This is a genomic window from Streptomyces sp. BHT-5-2, from assembly GCF_019774615.1.
Lineage (GTDB): Bacteria > Actinomycetota > Actinomycetes > Streptomycetales > Streptomycetaceae > Streptomyces.
The window spans coordinates 5,964,831-5,979,515 of the sequence record NZ_CP081496.1 but is presented as its reverse complement, the minus strand read 5'-3'; the positions used below and the strand labels follow the sequence as shown (position 1 = coordinate 5,979,515).

General features: G+C 73.7%; 13 protein-coding genes. 8 read left to right on the top strand and 5 right to left on the bottom strand.

The window, feature by feature from the left end:
• Nucleotides 1–53 precede the first annotated feature (53 nt).
• A complete protein-coding gene (locus K2224_RS26475) occupies nucleotides 54–719 on the bottom strand; it encodes a class I SAM-dependent methyltransferase (protein ID WP_221908999.1) in 666 nt (221 codons plus the stop codon).
• 62 nt (nucleotides 720–781) lie between these two features.
• Nucleotides 782–2,011, bottom strand: coding sequence for a bifunctional adenosylcobinamide kinase/adenosylcobinamide-phosphate guanylyltransferase (locus K2224_RS26470; RefSeq protein ID WP_221908998.1), 1,230 nt, complete (start codon nucleotides 2,009–2,011; stop codon nucleotides 782–784).
• A 213-nt stretch (nucleotides 2,012–2,224) separates the two neighbouring features.
• Here K2224_RS26470 and K2224_RS26465 point away from each other — a divergent pair, with 213 nt between their 5' ends.
• The gene (locus K2224_RS26465) at nucleotides 2,225–2,437 is read left to right on the top strand and encodes a hypothetical protein (protein ID WP_221908997.1); all 213 of its coding nucleotides are present in this window, start codon (nucleotides 2,225–2,227) and stop codon (nucleotides 2,435–2,437) included.
• Between the two features lie 61 nt (nucleotides 2,438–2,498).
• Here the strand turns inward: K2224_RS26465 and K2224_RS26460 are convergent, their stop codons facing one another.
• Nucleotides 2,499–3,095, bottom strand: coding sequence for a DUF3043 domain-containing protein (locus tag K2224_RS26460; RefSeq protein WP_221908996.1), 597 nt, complete (start codon nucleotides 3,093–3,095; stop codon nucleotides 2,499–2,501).
• A 310-nt stretch (nucleotides 3,096–3,405) separates the two neighbouring features.
• Between K2224_RS26460 and K2224_RS26455 the strand changes: the two genes are divergently transcribed.
• The 6 genes from K2224_RS26455 (at nucleotide 3,406) to K2224_RS26430 (ending at nucleotide 11,532) form a co-directional block, all read left to right on the top strand.
• On the top strand, nucleotides 3,406–4,191 hold the full coding sequence (locus K2224_RS26455; protein WP_221909938.1) for a PspA/IM30 family protein: 786 nt from the start codon (nucleotides 3,406–3,408) through the stop codon (nucleotides 4,189–4,191).
• A 79-nt stretch (nucleotides 4,192–4,270) separates the two neighbouring features.
• Nucleotides 4,271–4,549 (top strand): PspA-associated protein PspAA, encoded by a 279-nt coding sequence (locus tag K2224_RS26450; protein WP_221908995.1) that lies wholly within the window; start codon nucleotides 4,271–4,273, stop codon nucleotides 4,547–4,549.
• Between the two features lie 124 nt (nucleotides 4,550–4,673).
• A complete protein-coding gene (locus K2224_RS26445) occupies nucleotides 4,674–5,954 on the top strand; it encodes a sensor histidine kinase (protein ID WP_221909937.1) in 1,281 nt (426 codons plus the stop codon).
• Between the two features lie 10 nt (nucleotides 5,955–5,964).
• Entirely contained in the window at nucleotides 5,965–6,648 is a 684-nt protein-coding gene (locus tag K2224_RS26440; RefSeq protein ID WP_221908994.1) for a response regulator transcription factor, read from the top strand.
• Between the two features lie 234 nt (nucleotides 6,649–6,882).
• Complete coding sequence (locus K2224_RS26435; RefSeq protein WP_221908993.1) at nucleotides 6,883–10,056, top strand: efflux RND transporter permease subunit; 3,174 nt, start codon at nucleotides 6,883–6,885, stop codon at nucleotides 10,054–10,056.
• A 279-nt stretch (nucleotides 10,057–10,335) separates the two neighbouring features.
• Nucleotides 10,336–11,532, top strand: a complete 1,197-nt coding sequence (locus K2224_RS26430) for a glutamate--cysteine ligase (protein ID WP_260693317.1) — start codon at nucleotides 10,336–10,338, stop codon at nucleotides 11,530–11,532.
• Nucleotides 11,533–11,570: 38 nt separating this feature from the next.
• Here K2224_RS26430 and K2224_RS26425 read toward each other — a convergent pair whose 3' ends face one another.
• Together K2224_RS26425 and nadA are read right to left on the bottom strand one after the other, a co-directional pair.
• Nucleotides 11,571–12,491, bottom strand: coding sequence for a 4Fe-4S domain-containing protein (locus K2224_RS26425; RefSeq protein WP_221908992.1), 921 nt, complete (start codon nucleotides 12,489–12,491; stop codon nucleotides 11,571–11,573).
• 263 nt (nucleotides 12,492–12,754) lie between these two features.
• Nucleotides 12,755–13,933, bottom strand: a complete 1,179-nt coding sequence (gene nadA / locus K2224_RS26420) for a quinolinate synthase NadA (protein ID WP_221908991.1) — start codon at nucleotides 13,931–13,933, stop codon at nucleotides 12,755–12,757.
• Between the two features lie 338 nt (nucleotides 13,934–14,271).
• Here nadA and erpA point away from each other — a divergent pair, with 338 nt between their 5' ends.
• Entirely contained in the window at nucleotides 14,272–14,625 is a 354-nt protein-coding gene (erpA, locus tag K2224_RS26415) for an iron-sulfur cluster insertion protein ErpA (protein ID WP_221908990.1), read from the top strand.
• Nucleotides 14,626–14,685 lie beyond the last annotated feature (60 nt).

Below are 14,685 nucleotides of genomic sequence, written 5' to 3'. Positions count from 1 at the left end.
TGCGCCGGGGACGGCGCCGCACCCGGGCGCGCCCGCGCGGTGCCGACGGGCCGTCAGGCGGCCTGCGCGGCGGCGAAGTGCACCTCGCACACCGCCGTCCACGGCAGCCACCGCCGCCCCGGCCGGGCCGGTCCGGACGGCCGGCGGGGCGGCAGGGGCCGGGCGTGCACCGCGGCGACGCCCCGATGGTGGCGGACCGTCAGGAACACGGCCGCCACCGCCCGCCAGGGCAGCGCGTCCAGGACCAGCGCCCCGCCGGGGAACCGCGCCGCGCACACCGCGAGCAGATCCCGTACCGCGCCCGCCGGCAGCCCCGCGGGCGCCCCCGGCACCGCCACGACCACCCCGCGCTCCACCGTGCCCACCAGGGCCGGCCAGCCGGCACCGGTTCCCGGGCGGCCGACGGTGCGCCGCCGGGGGCCGTCCGGCAGCAGCATCCGGCGGGCCGCCGCGTCCCCGGGCGGCAGCACCGAGAGCCAGGTCAGCCGCCCGTTGTCCAGCCGCCGGAAGCCGGTTCCCGGGCCCTCGCCGAGGACCACCACGGTGGCTTCCGGGCGGCGCGCCAGATAGCCGCGGACGGCCGCCTCGGCGGGGGCGCTCAGTTCGCCGGGACCGCTGCGGTCGTCCCGCCCGGGACGGCCGGAGGCGCCGTGCCGCGAACGGCGGCGCCGGAAGGGGGAGGTGCAGGTGCACCCGCGATGCCGGGAGAGTTCGGTCACGGTCCCAGCGGACCCGCCGGCGTCCCCCCGGGCAAGCGGACACGGGCCGCGCCGGGCCGTTGTCAGCCGCGCAGCGCAAGCGCCTGGCCGGCGACCACCAGCAGCAGCTGCTCGCACTCCGCGCCGAACGCGGCGTTCAGCCGCCCGAGTTCGTCCCGGAAGCGGCGGCCCGCCGGGGTCGCCGGGACCACCCCCGAACCGACCTCGTTGCTCACCGCCACCACCCGCCGCCGGGTCTCCCGCACGGCCGCCACCAGGGCTTCGCAGCGCTCCCGCAGCGCCCGCCGGCCGTCCGCCTCCCACACCGCGTCGTCCCACGCCCCGGCCTCGTCCATGGCGTGCGTCAGCCACAGCGCCAGGCAGTCGACGAGCAGCGGCGGCGCGGTCGCGGGCTCCGCCAGCAGCGGCACCAGGTCGCAGGTCTCGACGGTCCGCCAGCCCGCCGGGCGCCGCTCGCGGTGCAGCGCCACCCGCAGCGCCCAGTCCTCGTCGCCCTCCCGGGTGCCGCCGGTGGCCACGTACACCACCTCGGGGAACGCCAGCAGCCGCCGCTCGGCCTCCACCGACTTGCCGCTGCGCGCCCCGCCCAGCACCAGCGTCCGGCGCGGCAGATCGGGCACCGCGTGGTACTCGCCGACGACCAGCGTGCTGCCGTCCGCCACCGTGCGGGCGCCCAGCGCCGCCAGCCGCCGGTGGAGTTCGGGCCCGGGCGGCACGTTGTGGTCCAGGTGCACCGCGACCACGTCGGTCGCCGCGTCCACCGCGCCGCCCGCCCGCAGCCGGGCCAGCGCCTCCGGCCGCGCCAGCACGTCCAGCAGCACCAGGTCGTACGGCGCCGGGGGCGTCCCGGACGGGCCGTTCCCGGCCTCGTCGAGCCCGGCCGGCGCCGCGCCGGGCGGAAGGTACAGCAGCCGCTCGCCGTCGCCGCCGGTGATCTCGTAGCCGGTGCCGGGCACGTCCACCGCGACCGCCCGCACCCGGTGCCCGTCGAGCAGTGCCAGCTTCCGCCCGTCGGCCACCCGGCCCGGCTGCGGCAGCCCGGCCGGCACCTCCAGGGCCGGCCCGTCGTGCGGGTGGGAGAGCAGGACCTGCCGCACACCGGTGAGCGACCGGCCCGCGCGGGCGGCCGCGAAGGCCGGGCCCGGGGTCAGGTCGAGCAGCAGCGCGCCGTCGACGAGCAGGGCGGTCGCCGCCCGCGCCTCGTCGCCGACGGCGGTCGCGCAGGCGGCACACGGGCAGTCGGGACGCGGCAGCCCCAACGGGGCGCCGGTGCCGAGGAGAGTCAGGTCCACCCGGGTAAGTCTCTCGCGTCCGGCCCGCGCCAGCGCGGCGGGGCGCCTGCGGACACCGTCGCCCGGAGCGCGCGGAGCACCCCTCGACACGGCCGTTAGGCTTCCGATCAAGCGGGGAAGCACGATCAGCAGGCACGGCGCGGCGCGGGGCATCCGGCGCACGCGGTGGGATCGGCGGACCCGGCGGACCCGGTGGGACTCCAGGAGGCGCACATGGCGTGGACGTGGCGGTTCGAGAAGACGGACGGTTCGGAGGCGGTGCCCACCGTGGAACCGGAGGAGTTCACGACCCAGGGGGACGCCGAGTCCTGGATCGGGGAGCAGTGGCGCGACCTGCGCGACGGCGGCGTCGACCAGGTCCGGCTCTTCGAGGACGGTACGGAGATCTACGCCGGGCCGATGAGCCTGCACGCCGACGAGGAATGAGTGAAGACAGCAGCGGTGGGGGCCGGCACGGCCGGCCCCCGTCGTCCCGAGCCGCCCTGGATCAGGGGCGCTGGCCGCGCTTGACCTGCGGCTTGGGCAGCCGCAGCCGGCGCATCTGGAGCGTGCGCATCACCGCGTAGGCGCGGACGCCCTTGAGGTTTTCCTTGGGGAAGCGCTGCTGGAGCACCTTGCCCAGCCGGAACCAGATCAGCACGGAGTCCAGCACGATCAGCACGATGATCACCAGCCACAGCAGCAGCGCCAGGGACTGGATCTGCGGCACCCGGATCATCGTCAGCACCAGGATGATCACGGCCACCGGCAGGAAGAACTCCGCCGCGCACCACCGGGAGTCGACGTAGTCCCGGGCGAAGCGGCGCAACGGGCCCTTGTCGCGCACGGGAAGATAGCGCTCGTCGCCGTTGGCCAGCGCCTCGCGCTGACGGGCCAGGTCGGCGCGCCGGGCCTCCCGCTGCGCCTTCATGGCGTCCTTGCGGTTGGTCGGTGTGTGTGCGCGCGTGCGGCGCTGCGACTGGGCGTCGCTGCGCTTGGGCGTCGGGCGACCCTTGGGGGCCTGCGGGTCGCGGGGCTGCTGGGGCTGGGACGCGGTCACCTTGGCGGCCGCGGCCTGCTCATCCTTCGAACGGCTTCGGAACACAACACCCAAGAGTACGTGCTCGCCGCGAATGAGCCACAGGTCGACGGGGAACGATCCGACAACGGCACCGCCCTCCCCGTGGGGGCATAAGGGGACGGACCGGGCGGTGCGGTGGCACCTCGGGGGCGCTCTACTCCCTGGGCTGGAGAAGCCGGACGGTCTGATCGTCCTGGAGGAGGAGCGCATCCGGGCCCGAACAGTGCGGTAATGGAACCAGGGCCCGTACTGTGGGGTCTGTAGATGTGCTGGAGCCTAAGCCCGATGCAAGTCGGTCAGAAGGGGGCGCGCGAGGCCCATGAGCGATGGTGTCATGAAGCGGATGGGGATGATCTTCCGCGCGAAGGCCAACAAGGCCCTTGACCGGGCCGAAGACCCGCGCGAGACCCTCGACTACTCGTACCAGAAGCAGCTCGAACTGCTGCAGAAGGTGCGCCGCGGCGTCGCCGACGTGGCGACCTCCCGCAAGCGCCTGGAGCTTCAGCTCAACCAGCTCCAGGGCCAGTCCACCAAGCTGGAGGACCAGGGCCGCAAGGCGCTGGCGCTCGGCCGCGAGGACCTGGCCCGCGAGGCCCTGACCCGGCGCAGCGCGCTGCAGCAGCAGGTCACCGACCTGGAGACGCAGCACCAGACGCTCCAGGGCGAGGAGGAGAAGCTGACGCTCGCCGCGCAGCGGCTCCAGGCCAAGGTCGACGCCTTCCGCACGAAGAAGGAGACGATCAAGGCCACGTACACCGCCGCCCAGGCGCAGACCCGGATCGGCGAGGCGTTCTCCGGCATCTCCGAGGAGATGGGCGACGTCGGCCTGGCCATCCAGCGCGCCGAGGACCGCACCGCGCAGCTGCAGGCCCGGGCCGGTGCCATCGACGAGCTGATGGCCTCCGGCGCGCTGGACGACCCGTCGGGCATGGCCAAGGACGACATCACGGCCGAGCTGGACCGGCTCTCCGGCGGCAGCGACGTCGAGCTGGAGCTGCAGCGGATGAAGGCCGAGCTGGCGGGCGGCCCGTCCGCGCAGCAGCAGGCCATCGAGGGCGGCCAAGGCGGCGCCGCCCAGCAGGCGCCGCCGCAGCAGCACCCGCGTCTCGACAAGCAGTGACCGACGGCGGCGGACCGCCCGCGAGGACGGCCCGCCGCCGCAGCCGCGACCCCGCCCGACCGGAACAAGGGAGACCGTCGTGATCGTACGGATCATGGGGGAGGGGCAGGTGAAGCTGGATGACGCCCACTTCATCGAGCTCAACAAGCTGGACGACGAACTGCTCGCCGAGATGGAGAGCGGTGACGAAGCCGGATTCCGGCGCACCCTGGGGGCCCTGCTGGACTCCGTCCGCCGCCTCGGCACCCCGCTGCCGGACGACGCCCTGGAACCCTCCGAGCTGATCCTGCCCTCCCCGGACGCCAGTCTGGAGGAGGTCCGGGAGATGCTCAGCGACGACGGGCTGATCCCGGGCTGAGCCCGCGGCCGCACCCGCACGACCCAGCGCACTACGGACAGCGCCCCGGCCCCGTTGGGGGACCGGGGCGCTACCGTTTCTCCCTGTGAACCCGTCGCCAGCCACCGCCCCGGGCGCCTGCGCCGTGCGCCACGGTGATGTCGCCGCCCAGGACGTCACCCGCGTCGCCCGGCTCCGCCAGTGGCACACGACGCACCGGCTCGCGTTCGACGCCGCCGTGGCGGTGGTGGTCTTCGTCGCGATCCTCTGCGGCGCGGTGGCCGGGCCGCACGGCCCGCACGGCGCCCACTTCCCCCGCTTCGGGGTCCGCGAGCTCACCGCCACCACCGTGGTGCTCGCCGCCCTCGCCTGCGGCGCGCTGGTGCTGCGCCGGCGGCTGCCCCGCACGGTGCTGGCCGCGACCGGCGCGCTGACCGTCGTCGAACTGGTCGTCCAGTCCGACGACCCGCGCGCCCCGGTCGCCGGCGCGGCGGTGATCGCCCTGTTCACCGTGGCCTCCCGCACCGACCGGCCCACCACCTGGCGGATCGGCGCGCTCACCAGCGTGGTGCTGACCGCCGCCGCGATGTTCTTCGGGCACCGCGCCTGGTACGCCCAGGAGAACCTCGCGATCCTGGCCTGGACGGGCATGGCGGCGGCCGCCGGCGACGCGGTCCGCAGCCGCCGCGCCTACGTCGACGCCATCCGCGAGCGCGCCGAGCGCGCCGAACGCACCCGCGAGGAGGAGGCCCGCCGCCGGGTCGCCGAGGAGCGGCTGCGCATCGCCCGCGAGCTGCACGACGTGGTCGCCCACCACATCGCCCTGGTCAACGTCCAGGCCGGGGTCGCCTCGCACGTCATGGACAACCGCCCCGACCAGGCAAAACAGGCCCTGGCACACGTCCGGGAGGCGTCCCGGTCGGCGCTGGAGGAGCTGCGTGCCACGGTCGGCCTGCTGCGCCAGTCCGACGACCCGACGGCGCCCACCGAGCCGGCGCCCGGCCTCGGCGTCCTGGACCAGCTGGTCGACGGGTTCGTCCGGGCCGGCCTGCCGGTCGCCCTGGACCTGCCGCCCGGCCCGCAGCCGGCCCTGCCCGCCTCGGTGGACCTGACCGCCTACCGGGTCGTCCAGGAGGCGCTGACCAACGTCCGCAAGCACGCCGGCGACGGAGCCCGCGCCACGGTGCGGATCCTGCGGACCGAGGGCGCGCTGACGGTGACCGTCCAGGACGACGGCCGGGGCGCCGGCCCGGGGGAGGGGGCCGTGCCGGAGTCCGGCGGCGGCCATGGTCTGATCGGGATGCGCGAGCGCGTCCAGGCGCTGCGCGGCACGGTCGTCACCGGCCCCCGCGCGACCGGCGGCTTCCAGGTGCGGGTCACCCTGCCCCTGGGCGGCGCGCGCACCGGCGGGACGACACGAGCGTGAGGGCGACGGGATGACCATCAAGGTGCTGCTGGCCGACGACCAGACACTGCTGCGCAGCGCGTTCCGCATCCTCGTCGACTCCGAGCCGGACATGCGGGTGGTGGGCGAGGCGTCCGACGGGGCGCAGGCGTACGAACTCGCCCGCCGGGAGCGCCCGGACGTCGTCCTGATGGACATCCGGATGCCCGGCACCGACGGGCTGGCCGCCACCCGCCTGATCACCCGGGACCCGGAGCTGACCGGCGTCAAGGTGGTCATCCTCACCACCTTCGAGGTCGACGACTACGTCGTGCAGTCGCTGCGGGCCGGTGCCAGCGGCTTCCTGGGCAAGGGCGCCGAACCGGACGAGCTGCTGCACGCGATCCGGATCGCGGACGGCGGCGAGGCGCTGCTCTCGCCCGCCGCCACCAAGGGCCTGATCGCCGAGTTCCTGGCGCAGGGCGACGGCGCGGCCCAGGGACCCGGCGGCGCCGGCGCCGAGCGGCTGGCCACGCTCACCGGCCGGGAGCGCGAGGTGCTGGTGCTGGTCGCCGGCGGGCTGTCGAACGACGAGATCGCCGAGCGGCTCGACGTCAGCCCGCTCACCGTCAAGACGCACGTCAACCGTGCGATGGCCAAGCTCGGCGCCCGCGACCGGGCCCAACTGGTCGTCATCGCCTACGAGTCGGGACTGGTCCGCCCGCGGGCGCACTGAGCGGGCGCAGCCGCCCGTACGCCCAGGGGTGCAGGGCGGGTGGAGCCGGCCGTACTGCGGACGCGGTACGGGCCGCGGCCGGAAACCGACCTGCGAGCGACGAAAACCGCTCCGGCCGTGGCGGAGGGTGTAGGTGGGCCGGTGTCGGCCCTGCCGCAGGTGCCGGGCACGGCTCCCGCCGGTGTGCCCAGCCCTCGAATCCCGCTTTTCTGAACAGAAGAGAGACCCCTACCCATGTCCTGGCTGTCCCGTATCAGCCTCGTACAGCGGGGCCTGATAGCGCTGATGTCGATCGTCGCGATCGCCTTCGGCGCCATCGCGATCCCGCAGCTCAAGCAGCAGCTCCTGCCCTCCATCGACCTGCCGATGGTCTCCGTGATCGCCCCCTACCAGGGCGCCGCGCCCGACGTCGTCGAGAAGCAGGTGATCGAGCCGCTGGAGAACGGAATCCAGGCGGTCAACGGCATCAAGAGCGTCACCTCCACGTCGAGCGAGGGCTCGGGCGTGCTGATGGCGCAGTTCGACTACGGCAACGACGCGAAGCGCCTGGTCGCCGACGTCCAGCAGGCCGTCAACCGGGCCCGGGCGAAGCTGCCCAAGGACGTGGACCCGCAGGTGGTCTCCGGTGGCACGGACGACCTGCCCACCGTCGTCCTCGCGGTGTCCTCCACCACCAAGGACCAGCAGACCCTCGCCGACCAGCTCAACCGCACCGTCGTCCCGGACCTGAAGAACATCGACGGCGTCGGCCAGGTCAACGTCAGCGGTGTGCAGGACCGGATCGTCGCGGTGACCCCCGACGAGAAGAAGCTGGCCGCCGCGGGCCTGAACTCCGCCGCGCTCGGCCAGGCGCTGCAGGCCGGCGGCACCGCCGTCCCGGCCGGCGCCTTCGCCGAGGACGGCCGCAGCAGGACCGTGCAGGTCGGCGCCGGCTTCACCTCTGTCCAGCAGATCAAGGACCTGATGGTCACCCCGGCGGCCGGTGCGATGGGCGGCGGCCAGGGCGGCAAGCCGGTCCGGCTCGGTGACGTCGCCACCGTCGCGGAGACCTCGGCCACCCCGACCTCGATCACCCGCACCGACGGCCGGCCCAGCCTCTCGGTCACCGTGACGATGAACCAGGACGGCAGCGCGGTCGCCATCTCCGACGCGGTCAAGGGCAAGCTGGACGGCATCCGCAAGGACCTGGGCGAGGGCGCCCATGTCACCGTCGCCTCCGACCAGGGCCCGCAGGTCTCCAAGTCCATCGAGTCGCTGACCACCGAGGGCCTGCTGGGCCTGGTCATGGCCGTGGTCGTGATCCTGGTCTTCCTGCTGAGCCTGCGCTCGACGCTGGTCACCGCGGTCTCCATCCCGCTGTCCGTGGTCATCACCCTGATCGTGCTGTGGACCGGCGACCTGTCCCTGAACATGCTCACCCTGGGCGGTCTGACCATCGCGATCGGCCGGGTCGTGGACGACTCGATCGTCGTCCTGGAGAACATCAAGCGGCACCTGGGATACGGCGAGGAGCGCCGCGAGGCCATCCTCAAGGCCGTCAAGGAGGTCTCCGGCGCGATCACCTCCTCGACCCTGACCACCGTCGCGGTCTTCCTCCCGATCGGCGTGGTCGGCGGCATGGTCGGCGCCCTCTTCGGCTCCTTCTCCATCACCGTCACCGTCGCCCTGCTCTCCTCACTGCTGGTCTCGCTGACCGTGGTGCCGGTGCTGTCGTACTGGTTCCTGCGCGCCCCGAAGATCCCCGCGGGCACCGACCCCGAGGAGCTGCGCCGCAAGGCCGAGGAGAAGGAGACCCGCAGCGCGCTGCAGCGGCTCTACGTCCCGGTGCTGCGGTTCGCCACCCGCCGCCGCGCGCTCAGCGTGCTGATCGCCGTGGTGATCCTCCTGGGCACCTTCGGGATGGCGCCGCTGCTGAAGACCACCTTCTTCGACCAGGGCAAGCAGGACACCCTGAGCATCAAGCAGGAGCTGACGCCCGGCACCAGCCTGGGCGCGGCCGACGCGCAGGCCAAGCGGGTCGAGAAGGTGCTCGCGGCCGACAAGGACGTGCAGGACTACCAGGTCACCGTCGGCTCCTCCGGGATGATGGCGGCCTTCGGCGGCGGCTCCGGCGCCAACCAGGCCAGCTACCAGGTCAGGCTCAAGAGCTCCGCCGACTCCGACAAGGTCACCGAGCACCTCCGCGCCGAGCTGGCGAAGCTCGGCCCGGCCGCCGGCGACACCTCCGTCGGCGCGGGCGGCGGCGGCTTCGGCAACCAGAACCTCAGCGTGGTGGTCAAGGCCGGTGACGCCGAGGTGCTGAAGCAGGCCAGCGAGCAGGTCCGCAAGGCCGTCGCGGGCCTGGACCACGTCACCGACGTCCAGAGCGACCTGGCGCAGAGCGTCCCGCGGATCTCCGTGACGCCCAACGACAAGGCCGCCGCGGCCGGTTACAACCAGGCCACGCTCGGCGCGGCCGTCGCCCAGGCGGTGAACGGCACCCCCAGCGGCAAGGCCGTGCTCGACGACACCGAGCGTGACGTGGTGATCAGGTCGGCCCACCCGGCCACCACCGAGGCCCAGTTGAAGGACCTGCCGCTGCCGACCCCGTCCGGGACGGCCCGGCTCGGCGACCTGGCCACCGTCAAGACCGTGGCCGGACCGGTCCAGATGACCCGGATCGACGGCGCCCGCTCGGCGACCGTCACCGCCAAGCCGACCGGCGACAACACCGGCGCGGTCTCCGCCAAGCTGCAGAGCGAGATCAAGTCGCTGAAGCTGCCGGCCGGCGCCACCGCCACCGTCGGCGGTGTCTCGCAGGACCAGACCGACGCGTTCGGCAAGCTCGGCCTGGCCATGCTGGCGGCCATCGCGATCGTCTTCCTGCTGCTGGTGGGCACCTTCCGGTCCATCGTCCAGCCGCTGATCCTGCTGATCTCGATCCCGTTCGCGGCGACCGGTGCGCTCGGCCTGCTGGTCGCCACCGGCACCCCGATGGGCGTCCCCGCCATGATCGGCATGCTGATGCTGATCGGCATCGTGGTCACCAACGCCATCGTCCTGATCGACCTGATCAACCAGTACCGGGCCAAGGGGTACGGCGTGGTCGAGGCGGTCGTCGAGGGCGGCCGGCACCGGCTGCGCCCGATCCTGATGACGGCGCTGGCCACGATCATGGCGCTGCTGCCGATGGCGCTGTCGGTCACCGGTGACGGCGGTTTCATCTCCCAGCCGCTGGCCGTGGTCGTGATCGGCGGTCTGATCACCTCGACCCTGCTCACCCTGCTCCTCGTCCCGACGCTCTACGCGATCATCGAGCTCCGCAAGGAGCGCCGGGCGGCGAAGAAGGCGGCCCGGCGGGCCGGGAAGGACGACGGCCCGGCGGCCCCCGCCGACACCGACCGCACGCCGGAGCCGGCCGGCGTCTGACGCCCGCCCCGCACCACCCCCGGATCCCCCGCGACCGCACCCGGCGGCCGCGGGGGATCCGTGCGTCGGGGGCCCGGAATCCGCACGTCCGGGGCCGGCGCCCGCGCGTCCCGACGGCACCGCCGGCCGCCCGGCGCGCCCCGGCGGACGGGGTGGCCGGAACGCGCCGCTGCGGTGCCCGGTACGCCGACGCGTACCACCGTGTCGCCCATGGGCGCCCTTATCATCAGGCGCGCAGTATCGGCGAGTTGACCGCCCCGCCCGGAAGGTTGTCGCATCGTGCTGTTAGAGCCGGAAGGCAAGAGAGTCCCGACGCCCCGCCCCGACACCGGGTGCGGGCGTCCCTCCTCCGGGGCCCTGCCGACGCTCGGCGTCGAGGAGGAGTTCTTCCTCGCCGACCGGGTCACGCGGGCCACCGTCGCCCGTGCCCCCGACGTCATCGCCCGCACCCGCGCCGACTTCCGCGACCACATCGGCGCCGAACTCTTCACCACCACGGTCGAGACCCGCACCCCGCCCGTCACCACCCTGGAGGACCTGCGGCAGCAGCTCGGCGCGCTGCGCGCGGACCTGGTCGCCGCCGCGGCCGAGGCCGACTGCAAGGTGGTGGCGTCCGGCACGCCGGTCATCCCCTTCCCCGGCCCACCGGAGATCGCCGACAACGCGCGCTACCGGCGGATGGCCGACTACTACGCCCCGCTCGTCACCGGCGACCGCAACACCGGCGTCTGTGCATGTCATGTCCATGTAGCCGTACCGGGGCGCGAGGAGGCCGTACAGCTCTGCAACCACCTGCGGCCCTGGCTGCCGACGCTGCAGGCGCTCGCCGCCAACTCGCCCTTCCAGGACGGCCGGGACAGCGGATTCGCCGGCTGGCGCGTGCTCCATTTCGGTCGTTGGCCGCACGCCGGCCCCACGCCGCTGTTCCGGGACGCGACGGCCTACGACACCTTCGTCGACACCCTCGTCGCCTCCGGCATGCTGCTCGACCGCAAACTCGTCTACTGGTACGCCCGCCCCTCCGAACGCTGGCCGACGCTGGAGGTGCGCGTCCCCGACGTCAACGCGGACCTGGACACCGTCCTGCTCGTCGCCGCCCTGACCCGCGCGCTGGCCGGCACCCTCCTGGCCGACGTCCGCCGGGGCCGGCCCGCCCCCGAGGTCGACGACGCACTGCTGCGGGCCGCGCACTGGCGGGCCGCCCGCGACGGCCTGTCCGGCTCCGGCCTGGACCTGACCACCGGCCGCCTGCGGCCCGCCGTCGACCTGGCCGCCCGCCTCATCGGCCGGGCCGCACCGCTCCTGGAGGAGGCCGGTGAACTGCCCTTCGTCCGCTGGGTGTGGCAGCGCCTGCGGCAGCGCGGCGGCGGCGCGGAGCGGCAGCGCGCCGCCTATCGCCGCCGCGGCGACCTGCGGGACGTCGTCGACCTGCTGAGCCTGGACCTGGAGGCGGGCACCGCACCCGTCCGGCCCTGACCCGGCCGCCCCGCCCGTTCACCCACTGCCCCGCCCGTTCACCACCGCACCGCGGTGAAGTCCACCGGCCGCGGCCGCAGCGCCCGGGTGCGGGCGGCCAACTCCCGCATCCGCCGCGCCATTTCGTCCTCCGGAAGATGCGCGCGGTCCCCGTGCCCGGGCAGCAGCCACCGGAAGCGGAGCCGTGCCACCGTCCGCTCCAGCGACGCGGCCAGCTCGGTGACGGAGTACCAGGTGACGCTCTCCGCCACCTCGACGTCGCCGGTGGACCGCGACCAGTAGAAGCTGTCGCCGCTGAAGCAGTACCGCTCGTCCGCGACGTACAGCACGCTGCCCTCGGTGTGGCCGGGCAGCGGATGGGCCACCACGCCCGGGCCGACGTCCGTGGGTCCGGTGCCCCGCAGCACCCGGTCCGCGTCCGGCGCCGCCGCCAGATCCCCCTCGTGGATCCACAGCCGGGCGCCGAAGCGGTCGGCGTAGCGGCGGCCGTGCGCGGCGTGGTCCCGGTGCGTGAGCAGTACGTCGGTCACCGCCCCGGCCGCCTCGAAGCGGACGGCCAGCGCCTCGGCGAACCGCGGGGTGTCGATCATCATCTGCGTCCCGTCCGGCCGGCGCAGCAGATAGGCGTTGGCCCCGGCGGTGTGCGGCGAGTTGTGCCCGCAGAAGCTCACCGCGTCGTCCAGCCGCAGCGGGAACGGGTCCAGCTCCGCCGCCACCCGGCCGCCGGTCCGCCGCACCGACCGCGTCGGACAGGCGAACGCCGCCGCGGCCAGCAGCCGTTCCTCCGCCGCCCCGTGCGGCTGCCGGACCACTTCGGACCGGCCGCCGATCTGCTCGATCAGCCCCGGCGCGAGCTGCCGTGCCACATCGCAGTCGGTGCAGCGCCCGTCGACGTACCAGTCGCCCGCACCGCCCGTCCCCGAGTCCGCCGCACGGTCGTCACCAGTGGTGGTGTTCACGGTCCTCCGCCTCCTCGCCCGTCTGCCCGGCAGCGCCTGGTCGTGTCCTGCCTGCGGGTCTTCCCCGGCCACGAGGTTCCCCCGCCGGAACCAGAAAGCGAAAGGGGCGCGGGGTCTTGTTTCTGCTGTTCAGGGCGTCTCTCACGGGGAGGCGCGGGAACGCATGTCATGAATGCGTCAATCCTTGCCGCGACCCCGGCACGGCCGCGGGGCGGCCCACCCCCGTAGGACCGCCCCGCTCGCCGTACCGCCGCGTCGCCGCGCTACGGCAGCGCCAGCATCCGCTCCAGCGCCAGCTTGGCGAAGTGCTCGGTCTCCTCGTCGACCCGGATGCGGTTGACGACCTTGCCGTCCGCCAGCGACTCCAGCGCCCACACCAGGTGCGGCAGGTCGATGCGGTTCATCGTCGAGCAGAAGCAGACCGTCTTGTCGAGGAAGACGATCTCCTTGCCCTCGGGCGCGAAGCGGTTGGCCAGCCGGCGGACGAGGTTCAGCTCGGTGCCGATGGCCCACTTGGAGCCGGCCGGGGCCGCCTCCAGGGCCTTGATGATGTACTCGGTCGAGCCGACCTCGTCGGCCGCCGCCACGACCTCGTGCTTGCACTCCGGGTGGACCAGCACGTTCACGCCGGGTATCCGGGCGCGGACGTCCTCCACCGACTCCAGTGAGAAGCGGCCGTGGACCGAGCAGTGGCCCCGCCAAAGGATCATCTTCGCGGCCCGCAGCTCCTCCGCCGTCAGACCGCCGTTCGGCTTGTGCGGGTTGTAGACCACGCAGTCGTCGAGCGACATGCCCAGGTCCCGCACGGCGCTGTTCCGGCCGAGGTGCTGGTCGGGCAGGAAGAGGACCTGCTCGCCCTGCTGGAAGGCCCACTCCAGCGCCCGCTTCGCGTTGGAGGAGGTGCAGATGGTGCCGCCGTGCCGGCCGGTGAACGCCTTGATGTCCGCCGAGGAGTTCATGTACGACACCGGCACCACCCGCTCGGCGATGCCCGCCTCGGTGAGCACGTCCCAGCACTCGGCGACCTGCTCGGCGGTGGCCATGTCGGCCATCGAGCAGCCCGCGGCCAGGTCGGGGAGGATCACCTGCTGGTCGTCGCCGGTGAGGATGTCGGCCGACTCCGCCATGAAGTGCACACCGCAGAAGACGATGTACTCGGCGTCCGGCCGGGCCGCGGCGTCCCGCGCGAGCTTGAAGGAGTCGCCGGTGACGTCCGCGAACTCGATGACCTCGTCGCGCTGGTAGTGGTGCCCCAGGACGAAGACCCTGTCGCCCAGCCTGGCCTTGGCGGCGCGGGCGCGCTCGACCAGGTCCGGGTCGGAGGGCGCCGGCAGGTCACCGGGGCACTCCACGCCGCGCTCGCTCCTGGGGTCGGCCTCGCGGCCGAGGAGGAGCAGCGCCAGCGGGGTCGGCTGGACGTCCAGGGGCTGGGCGGTGGTCACGACACGCACCCTCTCTTCTCTGCGGAAAGTCCTTGCGGACGGTCTCTGCGAAGACGGCGGGGTGCGCAGCGGCACCGCCTTTTCGTCTATTTGACGCTATCTATCATAGCTCGTTCACGTCACTTTGACGATGGCCATAGTGTCGATGTGACGCATCAGCCCCGCGGGCCCGGCGGGCACCCGTGTGCACCCGCGGCCCGCCGTGTCCGGCGGCCGGTGTGCGAGCATGAAGAAAGAGAAGGACAGATCACGCGCAGCCGGAATTAATCCGGGACGCCGCCGGTTAGACCTGTTCGCAACCGATGGCAAGCGGTCCGTACAACCCGGGAGAGATGTAGATGAGCGTTCAGGACGAGACCACCGTCACCGACGGCATCATCCTGTCCGACGCGGCCGCGTCGAAGGTCAAGAGCCTGCTGGAGCAGGAGGGCCGGGAAGACCTCGCGCTGCGGGTCGCGGTCCAGCCCGGCGGCTGCTCGGGCCTGCGCTACCAGCTCTTCTTCGACGAGCGCTCGCTCGACGGCGACGTCGTCAAGGAGTTCGACGGTGTCAAGGTCGTCACCGACCGGATGAGCGCTCCCTACCTGGGCGGCGCCTCCATCGACTTCGTCGACACCATCGAGAAGCAGGGCTTCACGATCGACAACCCGAACGCCACGGGCTCCTGCGCCTGCGGCGACTCCTTCAGCTGAGCCGAGTCGGGCCCACGGGCCACGACGTGCAAGGGCGGCGCCCCCTCCGGGGAGCGCCGC